Below are 17,631 nucleotides of genomic sequence, written 5' to 3'. Positions count from 1 at the left end.
ATCTAGGCGGCGTTGCCGGCCTCTTCCGGCTTCCGCGTCGCAGTGCTCGCCCGGCGATCGGTGCGCTTCGATGCTTTTGACGGCAGGAAACGCCTCAGCACCGCGATGGCGACGACGGCGAGCACCATGCCGCCGATGATCCAGGCCGGCCGGATGCCGGCGGCGGGATTGAAATTGGTCGGGAGGACGCGGCCGAAGGCGACGCCGATTTTCAGATAATAGTAGAGCGCCTCGCCGAACGCGGTCGCGACGGTGACGGCGATGCCGAGGCCGATCGTGGCCGGCAGCGTGGCGATCCGCGCCTCGCCGAGCCACGCCGCCAGCAGGCGCCAGGCCAGAAGCCATGCCGCGACGGCGGTGATGACGATCGGCTCGGTGACGCCGAGCTTCGACTGCAGGAAGAAGTGCAGCGCCGCGAGCAGAATGATCGGGTAGACGAGGCGATGCAGGCGGCGCCACTGGATGCCGCCCAGCCGCCGCATCATGCCGTTGGTCGAGGTGATGGCGAGCGGCGTCAGCAGGATCAGCACCATCAGCCCGATGGTCAGGTAGATCCGGGCGAACAGCTCCGAGACGACCTTGGGAATGTCCCAGGCGAGATCGCCGGCATAGGCGACGAGGTGGATCAGCACATAGGCGAAGGCGGCGTTGCCGAGCGTGCGGCGCACGAACACCAGCTCCGGCCAGCGCCAGACATAGCGCAGCGGCGTGACCGCCAGCGTCAGCAGCAGGAAGCGGATCGCCCAGAGCCCGGCCTGATGGTTGATCTCGATCATCTGGCGGGGGCCGAGCGTGCCCATCGAGGCGCGAACGATCAGCCAGAGGCCGGGCAGGAACACACCCGCGAAGACGAACGCCTTCAACGGCGAGAAGTCGCCCTTCCTGTCCTGCCAGGGATAGAGACGCGGGGCCGGCGTGGCGGATCGATTCATCGGGACCTCATGCAATCGCACTCCGTCCTCATACGCTCGATCGGCGTAAAAGGTGTCACGCCGGCCATCAGCTTTCCGTGACCGTTGCCGTCGCAGCGAGCCTTTCGAAGGCGGTCGGGCCGGGCGGGCCCTCCGTCAGGCGCTCCCGGATGAGGGTCGCGCAGGCCATCGGGTCGAGGCGGGACGTGTCGATTTCGAGGTCGTACAGCCCCGGACGATGCACCTCGCGCTGCCACCGCAGAATCGGCTCCGGAACGGGATCGTCGGGCGACGCGATGACATAGAGCCCTTCGCGTCCCGCCTGGCTGCGGTTACGACGCTCCAGGATGGTCTCGATCGGGCTGTGGACGCCGACGAAGAGAACCGGCAGCCCCGCGAGGCGTCGGGCGCAGTCCGGGAGGATTTGCAGCGGCCTTGTATAGGAATCGTGGTGGCCGACATCGACGACGACGTCGAGGCCGAGCCGGCTATGGGCGGCGATCGATTCGTAGAGCGCCGCGTAGAGACGCGGCACCAGCGCTTCGAGATCCGGCCGCTCGCCGCCCGGCCTGAGGCCGATGCCCGGCCGGTAGCGCTCCGGCGTGACGGCGTTGACATAGGCGTCAACGCCGAGATTCATCCACGGCCCTTCGAACGTCGCCTGGATCGCCGCCGCGATGCTGGATTTCCCGGATCGCGGCGCGCCGTTCAGGATAACGATCTGGCCCGGCTTTGCCGGCATGGCTTCCTCCCGATGTCGACTGGCAGGAAGCGATCCTCGCCCGCTCAGGCGGCGAGTTCGTGGCGCCAGGGCGGATTGGCGCCGGCGCGCGAGCAGGTGATCGCCGCGACGCGGTTGGCGAAATCGAGCGCGTCCTTCAAGGCCGCGTGGTCGATTTTGCGCACGCCGTCGATGGTCAGGTGCCCCTTTTCGGAAAGCCGCGCCAGCAGGCCGCCGGTGAAGCTGTCGCCGGCGCCGACGGTGTCGGCAATGGTGACCGGCACGACGGGGCTGAACACGGAGCCGGTCGGCGTATAGGCGGTGACGCCATTGCCGCCGCGCGTGACGACGACGAGGCCGGCGCCGGCGGCCAGCCAGCCGGCGGCGACGGTCTCCGGATCGACGCCCGGATGCAGCCATTCGAGGTCAGCGCCGGAAATCTTCACGATGTCGGCGCCATGGGCGAACTGCTCGACGCGGGCGCTGAAGGCGTCGCGGTCGTGGATCAGCGTCGGCCGGACATTGGGGTCGTAGCAGAGGACCCGCTTGCCGCGATTGGCGTCCATGACGGCGGCGAGGCGGTCGACGATCGGCTCGGGAATCAGCGAGATCGAGCCGAAATGCAGCGCTTCGACCTCGTCGCCGACCGGCTCGTGGATCGCCGGATCATGCAGGCGGCCGGCTGAATTCTCGTCGAAGAAGGCGTATTGCGGCTCGTCATGGAGGAGGCTGACGAAGGCGAGCGTCGTCGGGCGCGCCGAACGGCCCGTATATTTGAGGCTGACCTGGCTGCGCTCCAGCTCTTCCGCCAGCAGCTCGCCGAAGAAGTCCGTCGAAATGCCGCCGAGGAATCCCGTCGGAATGCCCAGGCGACCGGTCGTCAGGGCCACATTGTACGGCGAGCCACCAACCTTCGGCTGGTAGGAATCGTTTCCGTTCACATCCTTGACCGGCAAGAAGTCGATCAGGGCCTCGCCGCAACTCACGATCATGAAGCTCGTCCTCCTGGGGCCCACCGCGGCCCATCGCCTAAGCCCATTAGCGGAAGCGCGGCGCGCCGCCAAGACGGCTCGGTGCGTGTGTCGCGCGACAGGACACGGATCGGGGGAGTGGCGGCGGTTCGCCGCGTGTCTCGACGCCCGCTTTGCCTTATAAGGAGGCAACGAGGATGGCATCGGGCCGTTCGTCGACCCTGAAATGAGAACGACCGAGAGCCCATGTCAGCAGACGTAACACTCTGGGGCGCCCTGATCGCCGGGCTGCTATCCTTCGTTTCGCCCTGCGTGCTCCCCCTGGTGCCGCCCTATCTCTGCTATGTGACGGGGCTGAGCCTCGACGAAGTGACCACCCAGGCCGACAAGCGAATTCGCGGCATCGTGCTGCGATCGTCTTTCGCCTTCGTGCTCGGCTTCACCACGGTGTTCGTGCTGCTGGGCGCGACGGCTTCGGTGCTCGGCCGCATCGTCGCGCGCCAGCAGGAAATCCTGTCGATCGTCGCCGGCCTGGTCATCATCGTTATGGGCCTGCATTTCCTCGGCGTGTTCCGGATCGGCTTCCTGCAGCGCGAGGCGCGGGTGCAGGTCGCCAACCAGCCGGCCGGCCTTGCCGGCGCCTACATCCTCGGCCTCGCCTTCGCCTTCGGCTGGACGCCGTGCATCGGGCCGGTGCTGGCCTCGATCCTCTGGGTCGCGGGCAGTTCCGATACGGTCGGGCGCGGTGCGGGGCTTCTCGCCATCTATTCGCTCGGCCTCGGCATTCCGTTCATGATCGCCGCCGGCTTCGCCGAGCGCTTCATCGGTGGCCTCCGGCGCTTCCGCCGCTACATGCCGATGGTCGAGAAGGCGATGGGCGTGTTCCTGATCGTCACCGGCATCCTGTTCTTGACCGGCCAGATGACCGCCATGTCGTTCTGGCTGCTCGAAACCTTCCCGGCGCTTTCCCGGATCGGCTGAGGCGAGGGCGCGGCGCCGCAGATCATCGCTTGACCGTCGCCGTCGCGATCGCGCAAAGCTTGCGCCCAGTTACCGAACTCGCTGCCGAAATCTCGGAGGAAACATGCCGGATCGCTCTTCGCTCGCCATCGTGCTCGCCGCCGGCGAGGGCACGCGGATGCGATCGGCCCAGCCGAAGGTGATGCATGCCGTCGCCGGGCTGCCGATGATCGGCCATGTGCTCAAGACGGCGGCCGGCGCCGGCATCGAGCGGTTCGCCGTCGTCGTCGGCAAGGGCGCCGACGCGGTTCGCAGCTTCGCTATCAAGACCGCCCCGTCGGCGCTGGTCGTCGAGCAGGTCGAGCGCCTCGGCACGGCGCATGCTGTGCTTGCGGCGCGCGCCGCGCTGGAGCAGCCGGCGGACGACGTGCTGGTGCTTTATGGCGATACGCCGCTCGTCACCGCCGACACGCTGGCACGCATGCGGGCGGAGCTCGCCAAGGGCGCGGGCGTCGTCGTGCTGGGCTTCCGTCCAGAGGATCCGGCCGGTTATGGCCGTCTGATCGAGCGCGACGGCCAGCTGGTCGCGATCCGCGAGCTGCGCGAGGCGAGCGAGGCGGAGCGCGCCATCGGCTTCTGCAATGCCGGCCTCATGGGCTTTCGCGGCGATGCGCTGCTCGGGCTGCTCGACGCCATCGGCAACGACAATGCCAAGGGCGAATATTATCTGACCGACGCCGTCGAGATCGCCAACCAGCGCGGCCTCGCCGTGGTCGCCATCGAGGCGGACGCGGATGAGGTCGCCGGCGTCAACACGCGCGCCGAACTCGCCGCCATCGAGCGGATCTGGCAGGAGCGGGCCCGCGAGCAGGCGCTGCTATCCGGCGTTACGATGATCGCGCCGGAAACCGTCTTCCTCTCGCACGACACGGTGCTTGGCCGCGACGTGACGATCGAGCCGAATGTCTTCTTCGGACCGGGCGTCACGGTCGAGGGGGGCGCGCTGATCCATGCCTTCTCGCATCTGACCGGCGCGACGCTCGAGCAGGGCGCCGAGATCGGGCCGTTCGCGCGGCTGCGTCCGGGCGCCCAGCTCGGCCCGAAGAGCAAGGTCGGCAATTTCGTCGAGGTCAAGAACGCCGAGATCGGCGCCGGCGCCAAGATCAGCCACCTGACCTATATCGGCGACGCCAAGGTCGGCGCCGAGGCGAATGTCGGCGCGGGAACCGTCACCGGCAATTACGACGGCTACGACAAGGCGCTGACCGTGATCGGCGAGGGCGCCTTCATCGGCTCCAACAGCGTGCTGGTCGCGCCCGTCACCATCGGCGACGGCGGCTATGTCGCCTCCGGCAGCGTCATTACCGAGGACGTCGCACCCGACGCGCTGGCGATCGCTCGCGGGCGGCAGGTCGAGAAGCCCGGCTGGGCGGCGCGCTTCCGCGAGATGAAGGCCAAGACCAAGCGGGTCCGCGTCTAAGCCTTTTGGTGAAGGCGCGAAACAGGAAGTGATTTCCGGCACTTGGCCCAAAAGGCTAAGAGGCGCTCGGATCTGACTTGGACTAGGCTGCCGCATCGGGCACCGAACGGGGATTGAGCTATATGTGCGGAATTATCGGTATTCTGGGCCGGACGCCCGTCGCGCCTCTGCTCGTCGACGCGCTGAAGCGGCTCGAATATCGCGGCTATGATTCCGCCGGCATCGCGACGCTCGAGGGCGGCCATCTCGACCGGCTCCGGGCCGAGGGCAAGCTGCGCAACCTCGACGCCAAGCTGACGGCCTCGCCGCGCTTCGGCCTTTCCGGCATCGGCCATACGCGTTGGGCGACGCATGGCGCGCCGACTGAGCGCAACGCCCATCCGCATGCCACCGAACAGCTGGCCGTCGTCCACAACGGCATCATCGAGAATTTCCGCGAGCTCAGGCTCGAGATGGAAGCGGCCGGACGCAGCTTTGCCTCCGATACCGACACCGAGGTGATCGCCCATCTGGTGACCGTCAATCTCGCCAAGGGCATGACGGCCAAGGACGCCGTGCAGCAGGTTCTCGGCCGCCTGACCGGCGCCTTCTCGCTCGCCTTCCTGTTCGAGGGCGAGGAAGACCTCCTGATCGGCGCGCGCCGCGGCAGTCCGCTGGCGGTCGGCTGGGGCGAGGGCGAGATGTTCCTCGGCTCGGACGCGATCGCGCTCGGCCCCTTCACCGACGAGATCACCTATCTGAACGATGGCGACTGGGTCGTGCTGACGCGATCCTCCGCCGAGATCTATGACGAGGCGGGCAATCCCGTCTCGCGCCCGCTGACGCGCCTGCAGGGCACCACCCATGTCGTCGACAAGGGCAATCACCGCCACTTCATGGTCAAGGAAGTGCACGAGCAGCCCGAGGTGGTCGGCCATACGCTGGCGCGCTATCTCGACCTCGTGAACGGCAGCGCGCGGGTGCCGGAAGGCATCGATTTCAGCACGGTCGACCGGCTTTCGATCACCGCCTGCGGCACGGCCTTCTATGCCGGCTTCGTCGCGAAATACTGGTTCGAGCGCTATGCGCGCCTGCCGGTCGACATCGATATCGCCTCGGAATTCCGTTACCGCGAGCAGCCGCTCTCGAAGGACGGGCTTTCGATCGTCATTTCGCAGTCGGGCGAGACGGCCGATACCCTGGCGTCGCTGCGCTATGCCAAGGGCGAGGGCCAGAAGATCGCGGCGGTCGTCAATGTGCGCGAATCGACCATCGCCCGCGAGGCCGATTTCGTCCTGCCGATCCTGGCGGGTCCGGAGATCGGCGTCGCCTCGACCAAGGCTTTCACCGCCCAGCTTTCCGTGTTGGCCGCGACCGCTGTCGCCGCCGGCAAGGCGCGCGGCGTGCTTTCCGGCGACGAGGAGCAGGCGCTGGTCCGGGCGCTGAGCGAAGTGCCGCGCCTGATGCACGAGGCGCTGAAGCTCGAGGACCAGATCGAGGCGCTGGCGCGCGACCTCGCCAAGGTCAAGCACTGCCTCTATCTCGGTCGCGGCACCAGCTATCCGATCGCGCTCGAAGGCGCGCTGAAGCTGAAGGAGATCTCCTACATCCACGCCGAGGGCTATGCCGCCGGCGAGCTGAAGCACGGTCCGATCGCGCTGATCGACGAGGAGATGCCGGTCGTCGTCATCGCCCCCTACGACCACATCTTCGAGAAGACGGTCTCGAACATGCAGGAAGTCGCAGCGCGCGGCGGGCGGATCATCCTGATCACCGACGAGAAGGGCCGGCAGGCGGCGGCGATGGATACGATGGCGACGATCGTTTTGCCGGAGATGCCGGCGAGCGTGACGCCGCTGGTCTACACGATCCCCGTGCAGCTGCTCGCCTATCACACGGCCGTCTTCATGGGCACGGACGTCGACCAGCCGCGCAATCTCGCCAAGTCGGTCACGGTCGAATAGCGGCTGTGACGGCCGGGCTTCGCCCGGCTGCGGTGCCGAGCGATTTTGCCGCGTGCGTCATGCGGACGATGTAAGTTCTGGCCAATGCTATGCGAGCCGTCATAATGGCGGTGGACATGGACTGAATCGGACGCAGGGGCGGATGAATGAGCTTTCAGGACCCTGAGCTGCCTCCGGCCCCCGAAACGGGCGGGAGCCGGCTGATCACGCGGCTGAGGAACTACTTCCTGACCGGCCTCGTCATCGCCGCGCCGATTTCCATCACGATCTACCTCACCTGGTCACTGATCAAATGGATCGACGGCTGGGTGAAGCCGGTGATTCCGCTCGAATACAGCCCGGACGCCTATCTGCCGTTCTCCGTGCCCGGCTTCGGCGTGTTCGTCGCCGTGGTGGCGCTGACGCTGCTCGGCTTCCTGACGGCGAATTTCGTCGGACGCTCGCTGGTCCGGCTCGGCGAGCAGCTGCTCAACCACACGCCGCTGGTGCGCAATCTCTACAGCGCGCTGAAGCAGCTGTTCGAGACCGTGCTTTCCGGCAAGGGCGGCAAGTCGTTCCAGAAGGCGGCGCTGATCGAATTTCCGCGCAAGGGCGTCTGGTCGATCGTCTTCATCGCGACGGAGACGAAGGGCGAGATCCGCCAGAAGATCGGCCAGGATGGCGAGGAGTGGGTGACCGTCTTCCTGCCGCCGACCCCGGCGCCGACGGCTGGCTTCATGATGTTCGTCCGCCGCGCCGAGCTGATCGAGCTCGACATGACGGTCGAGGAAGCCGCCAAGCTGGTGATCTCCGCCGGCCTGGTCGCGCCCGAATATGACGAGGCCGCGCGCAAGCTTGCCGTCGAGCCCGCGGCGCCGGTGCTCACGCGACGCGCCGGCTCCTAGGCTCGCCGCGTCGACCGGCGCCGGGCTTCCCGGAACTAGCTCTCGCCGGCGAGATTGCGACGCGCTTTGTCGAGCTCCTCCGCATAGCGGCGGAAGAGGTGCGCCTCGGTCACAAGGCCCACGACCTGGCGCGTCGTCGCGTCGTCGACCACCACGAGCTCCTCGCTCTCCGCCATTTCGAAGATCTTGGCGGCCGCCTGGGCGCTCATGCCCGGAAAGAGCATCTTGTCCGCGTGCCGGCAGAAGGGCTGGATCGTCTCCTCCTCGGACGAGGGCGGGGCCGAATGGATCTCCGCCACCAGGACGATGCCGGCGTAGCGTCCGTCCGCGTCGGTGACCACGACGCGCTGCGTCGAGCCGAGGGGGAAGAGGCTGCGGAAGGCGTCGGCCGGCATGGTGGCGAGCACGGTGCGCACGTCCGTCCGCATCATCCGTCCCACGGTCAGGCCACGCAGCCAGCCGACATCGATGGCGCTGCGGATGGTTTCGCCGCGCAGGTGAAGTCGCCAGGTCGAGAACGAGTAGCCGAACAGCTGGCGGACGGTGATCGCGGACAGGATCGACGCCGCGAGCACGATGCCGGTGATGGCGAGGTCGCCGGTCGCCTCCAGCGCCAGGAAGGTCATGGTGAGCGGCCCGCCGACGATGCCGACGCCGAGCGCGCTCATGGCAACGATCGCGGCGGCCGCCGGATCGATACTGCTGGTCGGGGCGATCGTGGCGACGCCGATCGCGAATAGTTTGCCGACCAGCGCGCCAAGGAAGAGCGACGCGAAGAACATGCCGCCGCGAAAGCCGGATCCGAGCGATACCGCGACGCTGGCGATCTTCATCAGGAGGACCGTCAGCAGCAGGCCGGCGGGAACCGCCTGCACGAGATTGACGTGCATGGCACCATGTCCGGCCGCCAGCACCTGCGGGGTGTAGAGGGCCATGGCGCCGATGACGAGACCGCCGACCGCCGGCCGCACGGCGCGGGGCAGGCGGCTCGTCTGGAACGCGACATCGACGAGCGTGACCAGCCGCATGATGGCGATGGCTGCGAGGCCCGACAGGACGCCGAGCACCAGATAGGGCGGGTAGTCCGTGGCGTGCAGGGCGAGCGTGCTCGGCACCTCGATCGTGTAGGCGGCCGCTCCCAGTCCCTGGGCGACGAGGAAGCCGGAGATGGCGGCCGCCATGACCGGAGCGATATTGGCGACGGTGTAGACGCCGATGATCAGCTCAAAGCTGTAGAATGCGCCCGTCAGAGGCGCGCTGAACGCAGCGGCGATGGCGCCCGCCGCGCCGCAGCCGACGGCGGTGCGCAGATCCGCGCGGCGCAGATGCAACCGCTGGCCGATACGCGACGCCATGGCGCCGCCGAGCTGCGTATAGCCGGCCTCGAGGCCGACCGAGGCGCCGGATCCGTTCGAAACGACGGCTTCGAAGGCCACACGCAGGCTGTCGCGCAGCGACATGCGGCCGCCATGCAGGGCATTGGCTTCGATCGGATCGACGATCGGCTGCGAGTGACGGTAGAGCAGGTAGACGACGCCGAGCACAAGTCCGCCGCCTGCCGTCGCCAGCAACCGCCAGGACGACGAGATGGTCTCGGTCGCGCTGAGGAAGTCGTTGCGGCCGATCGCGAACAGGACGACGTGCAGCCATTGTGCGATACGGCTCATCACGGTGACGGCCACGCCGGCGAGGCAGCCGATCAGCGCCGCGACGACGAGCAGCGCGGGCTCCGTTGTACGGACGAGCGCGCGGCCCCGGCTCAGGGCTCGATCGAGGAGGGAGGCAAGTCTCATGTCGCGGATGCCGCTTCGACGTCAGTGGCCCCTCAATAGCCCCGATGTCTCCCGAAATCACGGCGTCATCGTGTATCAACCCGCCCGGAGCAGCTTGATCGCCTCGTCGCGGCCGAAGAGGTAGAGCAGCAGCTGCAGGGCCTTGCCGCGCGGCGATTGCAGCGCCGGGTCCTTCTCGACGATCAGGCGGGCGTCGTCGCGGGCGATTTCGAGCAGGTTCGCGTGATGCTCAAAGCGGGCGATCTTGAAGCCCGGCGTACCGGACTGGCGCGTGCCGAGCAATTCGCCCTCGCCGCGCAGGCGAAGGTCTTCCTCGGCGATGCGGAAGCCGTCCTCGGTGTCGCGCATGATGGCGAGGCGGTCATGCGCCACCTCGCCGAGCGGCCCCTTGTAGAGCAGCAGGCAGGTCGACGCCTTCGAGCCGCGCCCGACGCGGCCGCGCAGCTGGTGCAATTGCGCGAGGCCGAAGCGCTCGGCATGCTCGATCACCATGATCGTCGCATCCGGCACGTCGACGCCGACCTCGATCACGGTAGTGGCGACAAGGATGCGGGTTTCGCCGCGCTGGAAGCGCCGCATCGCCTCGTCCTTCTCCGCCGCCTTCATCCGGCCGTGCACGAGGCCGACGACGGGGCCGAGCGCCCGCTCGAGGTCGACGAATCGATCCTGCGCGGCGGCGGCGTCGACTTCCTCGGATTCCTCGACCAGCGGGCAGACCCAGTAGGCCTTGGCTCCCTCGGCGATGGCCGCGCGGATGCGCTCCACCACCTGGTCGAGCCGGTCGAGCGGCACGGTGCGGGTTTCAATCGGCTGGCGGCCGGCCGGCTTGTCCGGCAGCTTCGACACATCCATGTCGCCGAAGGCGGTCAGCACCAGCGTGCGTGGGATCGGCGTCGCCGTCATCACGAGGATGTCGGTCGCCGCGCCCTTGGCCGAGAGCGCCAGGCGCTGGTGCACGCCGAAGCGGTGCTGCTCGTCGACGATGGCGAGCGCCAGGTCGCGGAATTCGACGCCGGCCTGGAACACGGCATGGGTGCCGACGACGAGGTCGATGCTGCCGTCGTCGAGGCCGGCGAGGATCTCGGTCCGTTCGCGGCCCTTCTCGCGGCCGGTCAGGATCGCCATGCGGATACCGGCGGCCTCGGCGAGCGGCTGCAAGGTCTTGGCGTGCTGGCGGGCGAGAAGCTCGGTCGGCGCCATCAGCGCCGCCTGGCTGCCGGCCTCGATCACGGTCGCCGCTGCCATCAGGCCGACCATCGTCTTGCCGGAGCCGACATCGCCCTGCAGCAGGCGGAGCATGCGCTCGTCGGAGGCGAGATCCTTCTCGATCTCGGCGATCGCCGCCTGCTGGCTGCCGGTCAGCGTGAAGGGCAGGGCGGCGATGATGGCGCGGCGCATCCGCCCGTCGCCGATCCGCGCCCGGCCGGCGGCGCGGCGCAGATTGGCGCGCGTCAGCATCAGGGCGAGCTGGTTGGCGAGGAACTCGTCATAGGCAAGCCGGCTGATCGCCGGGCCCTCGGGCGCCAGCTCGGCCGGCGTCGTCGGCGCGTGCACCGTTTCCAGCGAGGCCTTGAAGGCCGCCCAGCGCTGGCGGGACAGCAGCGTCGGGTCCTGCCATTCCGGCAGGTCGGGCAGGCTGTCGAGCGCGCCGCGCATGGCGCGGCCCAGCGTCTTGCGGGCGAGCCCAGCCGTCATCGGATAGACGGGCTCGACCATCGGCAGCTGCTCAAAGGCCTCGCGGTCGACGATATGGTCCGGGTGGACCATCTGCGGCCGGCCGTTGAACCATTCGACCTTGCCGCTGATGAAGCGCGTCTCGCCGACCGGCATGGTGCGTTCGAGGAAGCTCTGCTCGGCGCGGAAGAACACCAGCGCGATTTCGCCGGTCTCGTCATGCGCCATGACACGATAGGGCACGCGCCTGTTGCCGCGCGGGGCGGGCAGATGGCGGTCGATGCGGACTTCGAGCGTGACGATGGCGCCTTCGGGCGACAATGCGATGCCCGGCTGGTTGCGGCGGTCGATCAGGCCGACGGGGAGATGCAGGAGGAGATCGGCGACGCGCGGCGGCTCCGGGGCGTCGCCTCCGACCAGCAGACGCCCCATCGCTTCGCCGATCTTCGGGCCGACGCCGGCGAGGCTGGTGACGGGTCGGAACAGCGGATTCAGGATTTCGGGGCGCATCGCGGCATGATTCTCCTCGGTCGGGAGATTAGAACGTTCCGGCAACCTTTCACCATGGCGAAGGGCAGGGTAGGAACAGCACAAATTGTGCATGAGAGACCGATGACTGAAGAAGCAGCTACCGGCGTCTATGGCGCGCCTCCGGCCGAACTCGCCGACGTGCCGCGCGACGCGATCCAGTTTTCACCGCTCGTTCCGGGCAGCGCCGCGCTGGAGCGCCGGGCCGAAGGCTCGCTTGCCGCCATGGTGATGCTGGCGCCGCCCGGCACGATCGAGCGCCGGTATGACGTGGCGCAGGCCTTGCGCGCGCTGCAGCCCGGCGGCCGGCTCACCGTGCTGGCGCCCAAGGACAAGGGCGGCTCGCGGCTCGCCAAGGAACTGCGCGGCTTCGGCTGCGAGATCGAGGAGACGGCGCAGCGCCACCATCGCATCTGCGTCTCCACCCGGCCGGCCGATCTCGCGCTGACGGGGGAAGCGATCGCCGACGGCGCGCCGCAGTTGGTCGCGGAGACCGGGCTCTGGTCGCAGCCGGGCGTCTTCTCGTGGAACCGCGTCGATCCCGGCAGCGCCCTGCTCCTGAAGCACCTGCCGCAGCTTTCCGGGCGTGGCGCCGATCTCGGCTGCGGCGTCGGCTATCTCGCGCGCGCCGTGCTGGCCATGCCGGGCGTCGAGGCGCTAGCCATGGTCGATATCGACCGCCGCGCCGTCGAGGCGGCGGTGAAGAACATCGCCGACCCGCGCGCCAGCCTGCACTGGGCCGACGTGCGCAAGGCGGGCAGCTTTCCCGAGAATCTCGACTTTATCGTCATGAACCCGCCCTTCCATGATGGCGGCGCCGAGGATCGATCACTCGGCCAGGCCTTCGTCCGGCGCGCGGCGGAAAGCCTGCGCAAGGGCGGCCGCCTCTGGCTGACGGCGAACCGGCACCTGCCGTATGAGGAGCCCCTCAAGGCCCTGTTCTCCCGCGCCGTTCCGGTCGCGGAAGCCGAGGGCTTCAAGATCTACGAGGCACGCAAATGAGCAAGCCCGGCGGCAAGCAATCCTTTCCCTCGGCCCGGCTCGACCGGCTGCTCGCCAATCTCGGCTATGGCTCGCGCCGCGAGGTGCAGGGCCTGATCCAGGGCGGTCGCGTCATCCTCGACGGCGAGGCGGAGACGGATCCCGGCCAGCATGTCTATGTGAAGCCCGATCTCGCCATCCGCATGACGGTCTCGGGCGAGCCGCTCGATCCGCCGCCCGGCATGGCGCTGATGATCCACAAGCCGCTCGGCGTCACCTGCTCGCACAAGGAGACGGGCGCGCTGATCTATTCGCTGCTGCCCGAGCGCTGGCGCCGTCGCGATCCGGTGATCTCCACGGTCGGCCGGCTCGACAAGGAGACGTCGGGCCTCTTGCTGATGACGGACGACGGTGCGCTGCTCCATCGCATCATCTCGCCGCGCCACCATGTGCCGAAGCGCTACCAGGTGACGCTCGACCGGCCGCTGAACGGCGACGAGGCGGCGACCTTCGCCGCCGGTGGACTGATGCTCGAGGGCGAGGACAAGCCGCTGCTGCCGGCGGAAATGGAATCCTCCGGCCCGAAGCAGGCAACGCTGACCCTGCATGAGGGGCGCTATCATCAGGTGCGCCGGATGTTCGCCGCCGTCGGCAATCATGTCGTGGCGCTGCATCGCGACCGCATCGGCCTGCTCGACCTGCCGGCCGATCTGGAGCCCGGCGCCTACCGGCTGCTGACGCCGGCCGACATCGAGCAGGTGTTCGGAGCTTCGGCGTGACGGCATCTTCTTCGAATTTCTTCGACGTCGTCGTGATCGGCGCCGGCGCCGCCGGCATGATGTGCGCCATCGAGGCGGGCAAGCGCGGGCGCTCGGTCGCGATCCTCGATCATTCGCCCTCGGCCGGCGACAAGATCCGCATCTCCGGCGGCGGCCGCTGCAACTTCACCAACACCAACACCGCGCCGAAGAACTTCCTGTCGCAGAACCCCCGCTTCTGCATTTCGGCGCTCAGCCGTTACACGCAGCGCGATTTCATCGCGCTCGTCGAGCGTCATGGCATCGCCTATCACGAGAAGACGCTGGGCCAGCTCTTCTGCGACGGCTCGTCGAAGCAGATCATCGAGATGCTCGTCGCCGAGATGCGCCGCCACGGCGTCGAGATGCGGCTCGGCACGACGGTGAAGCGCGTCGAGCATCGCGTCGATGGCGGCTTTCGCGTTGCGATGCCGTCCGGCGATGTCGTCTGCAAGTCGCTAGTGATCGCCAGCGGCGGCAAGTCGATCCCCAAGATGGGCGCGACCGGCTTCGGCTACGAGATCGCCAGCCAGTTCGGCCTGAAGCTGGTGGAGACGCGGCCGGGCCTCGTGCCGCTGACCTTCGATCCCGCCATGCTGGAGCGGCTGGCGCCGCTCTCCGGCATCGCCGTCGACGCGGTCGCCAAGCATGGCAAGACCAGTTTCTCCGAGGCAATGCTGTTCACCCATCGCGGCCTCTCCGGCCCGGCGATCCTGCAGATCTCCTCCTTCTGGCGCGAGGGCGACGAGATCACGCTCGCCATGCTGCCGGGAACCGACGTGTTCGCGGCGCTGAAGACGGCCAAGGCCGACCGGGGCAAGCAGGCGCTCGGCACCGTGCTGGCGACGCTGTTGCCGAAGCGGCTGGCGCAGCTGATCGCCGAGGAGGAGAAGGGGCCGGGCAATCTCGCCGATCTCTCCGACAAGGCGCTTCGCCGGATCGAGGCGGCGATCAACGCCTGGCGGGTCAAGCCGCTCGGCTCCGAGGGTTATCGCACGGCCGAGGTGACGCTCGGCGGCGTCGATACCGACGAGCTCGATTCGAAGACGATGGAGGCGAAGCAGGTGCCCGGCCTCTATTTCATCGGCGAGGTCGTCGACGTCACCGGCTGGCTCGGCGGCTATAATTTCCAGTGGGCCTGGTCGTCCGGCTGGGTGGCGGGGCAGGTGGCGTAACGCCGTCCTGCCCGCCGTGTCAGTCCACCAGCACACCCGATTTCTTCGCCGCGAAGATCGAGAGCGCGTCCATCAGCGTCGGCGACAGGCAGTCATAGGGTCGGAGACCGAGCTCGCGCAGGCGGGCGCGGATGCCGTCCATGCGTTCGGGCCGCACGCCGCCCTCGATGACCGAGGAGATGAAGGCGCCGAACTGCGGTGCCTGCCAGCCCTCCTCGCGCGACAGTTCCGGATGAAGGAAGGTCAGCCCCTTGAAGGCGTGATCCTTCTCGACCGGGCCCTTCATGTGGACGCCGCAGACCGTGCAGGCATGGCGCAGGATGGTGGCGGCCGGGTTGACGACGGCGAGCTTGTCGGCGTTGGCGACGACCTTGACGTTGTCCGTCGGGGCGACGGCGACGATCGCGACGATCGCGCCCTCCGGCTTCCAGCACTGCGTGCAGCCGCAGGCGTGATTATGGGCGATCTGCCCCTTGACCTCGACCCTGACCGGCCGATCGAGGCAGTGGCAGACGAGCGTGCCGCCGGCGAAATCTTCGGCGCCCTGGCGGAAGCCCTTGTCGATTGCGGGATGAAGAAGGACCGTTTCAGGCATTTCGAGTTCCCTCCGATCGTCCATCCCGGTTTGTCCCGGGTCCGCGCAAGGTAGCGCTGACGCGACGTCAAGGGAATTGGGGCAATGCCTCTCCGGACGGGCAGGGGAGGCGCGGACCGCTCGGGCCCGCGCCGTGTTCCGTCGTGCTCAGTTCAGGCCGCTGGCCTCGTCGAGGCCGAGAACCAGGTTCAGGTTCTGCACGGCGGCGCCGGAGGCGCCCTTGCCGAGATTGTCGAGCAGCGCGACCAGGCGCGCCTGGCCGGTGCCTTCGGTGCCGAAGGTGAACAGCTTCATCCGGTTGGTGCCGTTGAGGCCCTCCGGATCGAGCCCGGTCATCGCGCCGCTCTCGACGAGATCCGCCACCGTGACGAAGCGCTCGCCGGCATAGTGGGCCGAAAGCGTTTCGTTCAGGGTCTTGAGCGTGGGCCTGCCGGGAACGAGGTCGAGATGCAGCGGGATCTCGACGATCATGCCCTGCGCGTAGCGTCCGACGGAGGGCGCGAAGATCGGGCGGATGTCGAGCTGGCCGTGCTTCTGGATCTCCGGCACATGCTTGTGCTGCAGCGGCAGCGCATAGATGCGGAAATTCTCATGCGTGTAGTTGGCCGCATTCGGATCCTCGAATTCGGCGATCATCGACTTGCCGCCACCGGTATAGCCGGAGACGGCGTTGATGGTGATCGGCCAGTTCGCGGGCAGCACGCCGGCGGCGACGAACGGACGCAGCAGCGCGATCGCGCCGGTCGCGTAGCAGCCGGGATTGGAGACCCGCGTCGAGGCGGCGATCTTGTCGCGCTGGGCCGAATCGAGCTCGGCGAAGCCATAAGCCCAGTCCGGCGCGGTCCTGTAGGCGGTCGAGGCGTCGATCAACTTGACCTTCGGATTGTCGATCAGGCTGACGGCTTCCTTCGCGGCCGCGTCGGGCAGGCAGAGGATGACGGCGTCGGCGCTGTTCAGAAGCTCGGCCCGGGCCGCCGTCTCCTTGCGCCGCTCGGGCGCGATCGACAGCAGGCGGACATCGTTGCGGCCTTCGAGCCGCTGGCGGATCTGCAGACCCGTCGTGCCGACTTCGCCGTCGATGAAGACCGTGGATACCATGGCTCGCCTCCGTTCAGGCATCAGAAGATGGGGGCGCTCGCGCCGCCCGCAAGGATGTCGTGCAAGCATGACCCTGCGATGAAACAGGGCCGCATAGAAAAAGGGCGCTGCGGTTGCCCGAAGCGCCCATTCGAAAACGTCGCGTAGACGCCGATTAGCGCTTCGAGAACTGGAAGCTGCGGCGGGCCTTGGCGTGGCCGTACTTCTTGCGCTCGACGACGCGGCTGTCGCGGGTCAGGAAGCCGCCCTTCTTGAGGACGCTGCGCAGCTCGGGCTCGTAGTAGGTCAGAGCCTTGGAGATGCCGTGACGCAGCGCGCCGGCCTGGCCCGACAGACCACCGCCCGAAACCGTGGCGTTGATGTCGTACTGGTCGGTGCGGGAAGCGACGCCGATCGGCTGCTGGACGAGCATCTGGAGAACCGGGCGAGCGAAGTAGCCGCGGAATTCCTTGCCGTTCACGATGATCTTGCCGGAACCCGGCTTGATCCAGACGCGGGCGATCGCGTTCTTGCGCTTGCCGGTCGCGTAGGCGCGGCCCTGGGCGTCGAGCTTCTGCACATGGACAGGAGCCGCGTTCTCGGACGAGATGACGGCGAGGTCCTGGAGGGACTGGAGATCAGCCATGTTCAGGCAATCCTCTTGTTCTTGGCATTCAGGGCGCCGACGTCGAGCACTTCCGGCTGCTGAGCCTCATGCGGATGCGTCGAGCCGCCATAGACGCGGAGGTTCTTCAGCTGGCGACGGCCGAGCGGACCCTCGGGGATCATGCGCTCGACAGCCTTCTCCAGAACGCGCTCGGGGAACTTGCCCTCGATGATCTGGCGGGGGCTGCGCTCCTTGATGCCACCGACATAGCCGGTGTGCCAGTAGTAGCGCTTGTCCGTGTACTTGGCGCCCGTGAAGACGACCTTGTCGGCATTGATGACGATGACGTTGTCGCCGTCGTCGACATGCGGAGTGAAGCTGGCCTTGTGCTTGCCGCGCAGACGGTTCGCCACGATCACGGCGAGACGGCCAACGACCAGCCCTTCAGCGTCGATCAGAATCCACTTCTTCTCGACATCCGCCGGCTTGGTGGAAATGGTGCTCATTGTTGAACTCGTTTTCTCGTGCCCGGAT

The 17,631-nt window shown here is 67.9% G+C and carries 16 protein-coding genes; 7 read left to right on the top strand and 9 right to left on the bottom strand.

All coding sequences use genetic code 11. The features are described 5' to 3' along the window. Positions 1-2 precede the first annotated feature (2 nt). The 3 genes from K32_RS11035 to K32_RS11025 form a co-directional block, all read right to left on the bottom strand. The gene (locus K32_RS11035) at positions 3-932 is read right to left on the bottom strand and encodes a sulfite oxidase heme-binding subunit YedZ (protein ID WP_201404052.1); all 930 of its coding nucleotides are present in this window, start codon (positions 930-932) and stop codon (positions 3-5) included. Positions 933-999: 67 nt separating this feature from the next. Continuing rightward, the gene (locus tag K32_RS11030; RefSeq protein ID WP_201404051.1) at positions 1,000-1,653 is read right to left on the bottom strand and encodes a chloramphenicol phosphotransferase CPT family protein; all 654 of its coding nucleotides are present in this window, start codon (positions 1,651-1,653) and stop codon (positions 1,000-1,002) included. A gap of 44 nt (positions 1,654-1,697) precedes the next feature. Next, positions 1,698-2,624 carry a carbohydrate kinase gene (locus K32_RS11025; RefSeq protein WP_201404050.1) on the bottom strand — a complete coding sequence of 309 codons (927 nt, stop codon included), beginning with the start codon at positions 2,622-2,624 and terminating at the stop codon, positions 1,698-1,700. 225 nt (positions 2,625-2,849) lie between these two features. On the opposite strand from K32_RS11025, the gene K32_RS11020 reads away from it, so the two are divergent. The 4 genes from K32_RS11020 (at position 2,850) to K32_RS11005 (ending at position 7,870) form a co-directional block, all read left to right on the top strand. Beyond that, positions 2,850-3,584: a cytochrome c biogenesis CcdA family protein gene (locus K32_RS11020; RefSeq protein ID WP_201404049.1), complete on the top strand. Its 735-nt coding sequence runs from the start codon at positions 2,850-2,852 to the stop codon at positions 3,582-3,584. 103 nt (positions 3,585-3,687) lie between these two features. Next, on the top strand, positions 3,688-5,043 hold the full coding sequence (gene glmU / locus K32_RS11015) for a bifunctional UDP-N-acetylglucosamine diphosphorylase/glucosamine-1-phosphate N-acetyltransferase GlmU (protein ID WP_201404048.1): 1,356 nt from the start codon (positions 3,688-3,690) through the stop codon (positions 5,041-5,043). 122 nt (positions 5,044-5,165) lie between these two features. Next, positions 5,166-6,986, top strand: coding sequence for a glutamine--fructose-6-phosphate transaminase (isomerizing) (gene glmS, locus K32_RS11010; protein ID WP_201404047.1), 1,821 nt, complete (start codon positions 5,166-5,168; stop codon positions 6,984-6,986). A 146-nt stretch (positions 6,987-7,132) separates the two neighbouring features. Then, positions 7,133-7,870, top strand: a complete 738-nt coding sequence (locus K32_RS11005) for a DUF502 domain-containing protein (protein WP_201404046.1) — start codon at positions 7,133-7,135, stop codon at positions 7,868-7,870. A 35-nt stretch (positions 7,871-7,905) separates the two neighbouring features. On the opposite strand, the gene K32_RS11000 is transcribed toward K32_RS11005, so the two are convergent. Together K32_RS11000 and recG are read right to left on the bottom strand one after the other, a co-directional pair. Continuing rightward, on the bottom strand, positions 7,906-9,663 hold the full coding sequence (locus tag K32_RS11000; RefSeq protein ID WP_201404045.1) for a chloride channel protein: 1,758 nt from the start codon (positions 9,661-9,663) through the stop codon (positions 7,906-7,908). A 75-nt stretch (positions 9,664-9,738) separates the two neighbouring features. Further along, positions 9,739-11,847 (bottom strand): ATP-dependent DNA helicase RecG, encoded by a 2,109-nt coding sequence (recG, locus tag K32_RS10995; RefSeq protein WP_201404044.1) that lies wholly within the window; start codon positions 11,845-11,847, stop codon positions 9,739-9,741. A gap of 102 nt (positions 11,848-11,949) precedes the next feature. On the opposite strand from recG, the gene K32_RS10990 reads away from it, so the two are divergent. From K32_RS10990 to K32_RS10980, 3 genes are read left to right on the top strand one after another with little or no spacing between them, the layout of a single operon-like run. Next, positions 11,950-12,867: a class I SAM-dependent methyltransferase gene (locus K32_RS10990; RefSeq protein ID WP_201404043.1), complete on the top strand. Its 918-nt coding sequence runs from the start codon at positions 11,950-11,952 to the stop codon at positions 12,865-12,867. Continuing rightward, the gene (locus tag K32_RS10985; protein ID WP_201404042.1) at positions 12,864-13,625 is read left to right on the top strand and encodes a pseudouridine synthase; all 762 of its coding nucleotides are present in this window, start codon (positions 12,864-12,866) and stop codon (positions 13,623-13,625) included. The genes K32_RS10990 and K32_RS10985 overlap by 4 nt, the downstream gene beginning before the upstream one ends. Positions 13,626-13,681: 56 nt before the next feature. Then, positions 13,682-14,818, top strand: coding sequence for an NAD(P)/FAD-dependent oxidoreductase (locus tag K32_RS10980; protein WP_244669985.1), 1,137 nt, complete (start codon positions 13,682-13,684; stop codon positions 14,816-14,818). A 19-nt stretch (positions 14,819-14,837) separates the two neighbouring features. Here K32_RS10980 and gfa read toward each other — a convergent pair whose 3' ends face one another. From gfa to rplM, 4 genes are all read right to left on the bottom strand, one after another. Further along, positions 14,838-15,413: an S-(hydroxymethyl)glutathione synthase gene (gfa, locus tag K32_RS10975; RefSeq protein ID WP_201404041.1), complete on the bottom strand. Its 576-nt coding sequence runs from the start codon at positions 15,411-15,413 to the stop codon at positions 14,838-14,840. 147 nt (positions 15,414-15,560) lie between these two features. After that, positions 15,561-16,511, bottom strand: coding sequence for an N-acetyl-gamma-glutamyl-phosphate reductase (argC, locus tag K32_RS10970; protein WP_201404040.1), 951 nt, complete (start codon positions 16,509-16,511; stop codon positions 15,561-15,563). Between the two features lie 154 nt (positions 16,512-16,665). After that, on the bottom strand, positions 16,666-17,136 hold the full coding sequence (gene rpsI, locus K32_RS10965) for a 30S ribosomal protein S9 (protein ID WP_201404039.1): 471 nt from the start codon (positions 17,134-17,136) through the stop codon (positions 16,666-16,668). A gap of 2 nt (positions 17,137-17,138) precedes the next feature. Beyond that, entirely contained in the window at positions 17,139-17,603 is a 465-nt protein-coding gene (gene rplM, locus K32_RS10960) for a 50S ribosomal protein L13 (protein ID WP_201404038.1), read from the bottom strand. Positions 17,604-17,631 lie beyond the last annotated feature (28 nt).

The organism is Kaistia sp. 32K, from assembly GCF_016629525.1.
In the GTDB taxonomy this organism is placed as follows: domain Bacteria; phylum Pseudomonadota; class Alphaproteobacteria; order Rhizobiales; family Kaistiaceae; genus Kaistia.
Note: the sequence above shows the minus strand (reverse complement) of the source record. Positions and strands in the feature narration are given on the sequence as shown.

Bases quoted from the DNA above. Each gene is read 5' to 3' on its own strand.
- K32_RS11035 (WP_201404052.1), bottom strand. From the start codon at position 932: ATGAATCGATCCGCCACGCCGGCCCCGCGTCTCTATCCCTGGCAGGAC.
- K32_RS11030 (WP_201404051.1), bottom strand. From the start codon at position 1,653: ATGCCGGCAAAGCCGGGCCAGATCGTTATCCTGAACGGCGCGCCGCGA.
- K32_RS11025 (WP_201404050.1), bottom strand. From the start codon at position 2,624: ATGATCGTGAGTTGCGGCGAGGCCCTGATCGACTTCTTGCCGGTCAAG.
- K32_RS11020 (WP_201404049.1), top strand. From the start codon at position 2,850: ATGTCAGCAGACGTAACACTCTGGGGCGCCCTGATCGCCGGGCTGCTA.
- glmU (WP_201404048.1), top strand. From the start codon at position 3,688: ATGCCGGATCGCTCTTCGCTCGCCATCGTGCTCGCCGCCGGCGAGGGC.
- glmS (WP_201404047.1), top strand. From the start codon at position 5,166: ATGTGCGGAATTATCGGTATTCTGGGCCGGACGCCCGTCGCGCCTCTG.
- K32_RS11005 (WP_201404046.1), top strand. From the start codon at position 7,133: ATGAGCTTTCAGGACCCTGAGCTGCCTCCGGCCCCCGAAACGGGCGGG.
- K32_RS11000 (WP_201404045.1), bottom strand. From the start codon at position 9,663: ATGAGACTTGCCTCCCTCCTCGATCGAGCCCTGAGCCGGGGCCGCGCG.
- recG (WP_201404044.1), bottom strand. From the start codon at position 11,847: ATGCGCCCCGAAATCCTGAATCCGCTGTTCCGACCCGTCACCAGCCTC.
- K32_RS10990 (WP_201404043.1), top strand. From the start codon at position 11,950: ATGACTGAAGAAGCAGCTACCGGCGTCTATGGCGCGCCTCCGGCCGAA.
- K32_RS10985 (WP_201404042.1), top strand. From the start codon at position 12,864: ATGAGCAAGCCCGGCGGCAAGCAATCCTTTCCCTCGGCCCGGCTCGAC.
- K32_RS10980 (WP_244669985.1), top strand. From the start codon at position 13,682: ATGATGTGCGCCATCGAGGCGGGCAAGCGCGGGCGCTCGGTCGCGATC.
- gfa (WP_201404041.1), bottom strand. From the start codon at position 15,413: ATGCCTGAAACGGTCCTTCTTCATCCCGCAATCGACAAGGGCTTCCGC.
- argC (WP_201404040.1), bottom strand. From the start codon at position 16,511: ATGGTATCCACGGTCTTCATCGACGGCGAAGTCGGCACGACGGGTCTG.
- rpsI (WP_201404039.1), bottom strand. From the start codon at position 17,136: ATGGCTGATCTCCAGTCCCTCCAGGACCTCGCCGTCATCTCGTCCGAG.
- rplM (WP_201404038.1), bottom strand. From the start codon at position 17,603: ATGAGCACCATTTCCACCAAGCCGGCGGATGTCGAGAAGAAGTGGATT.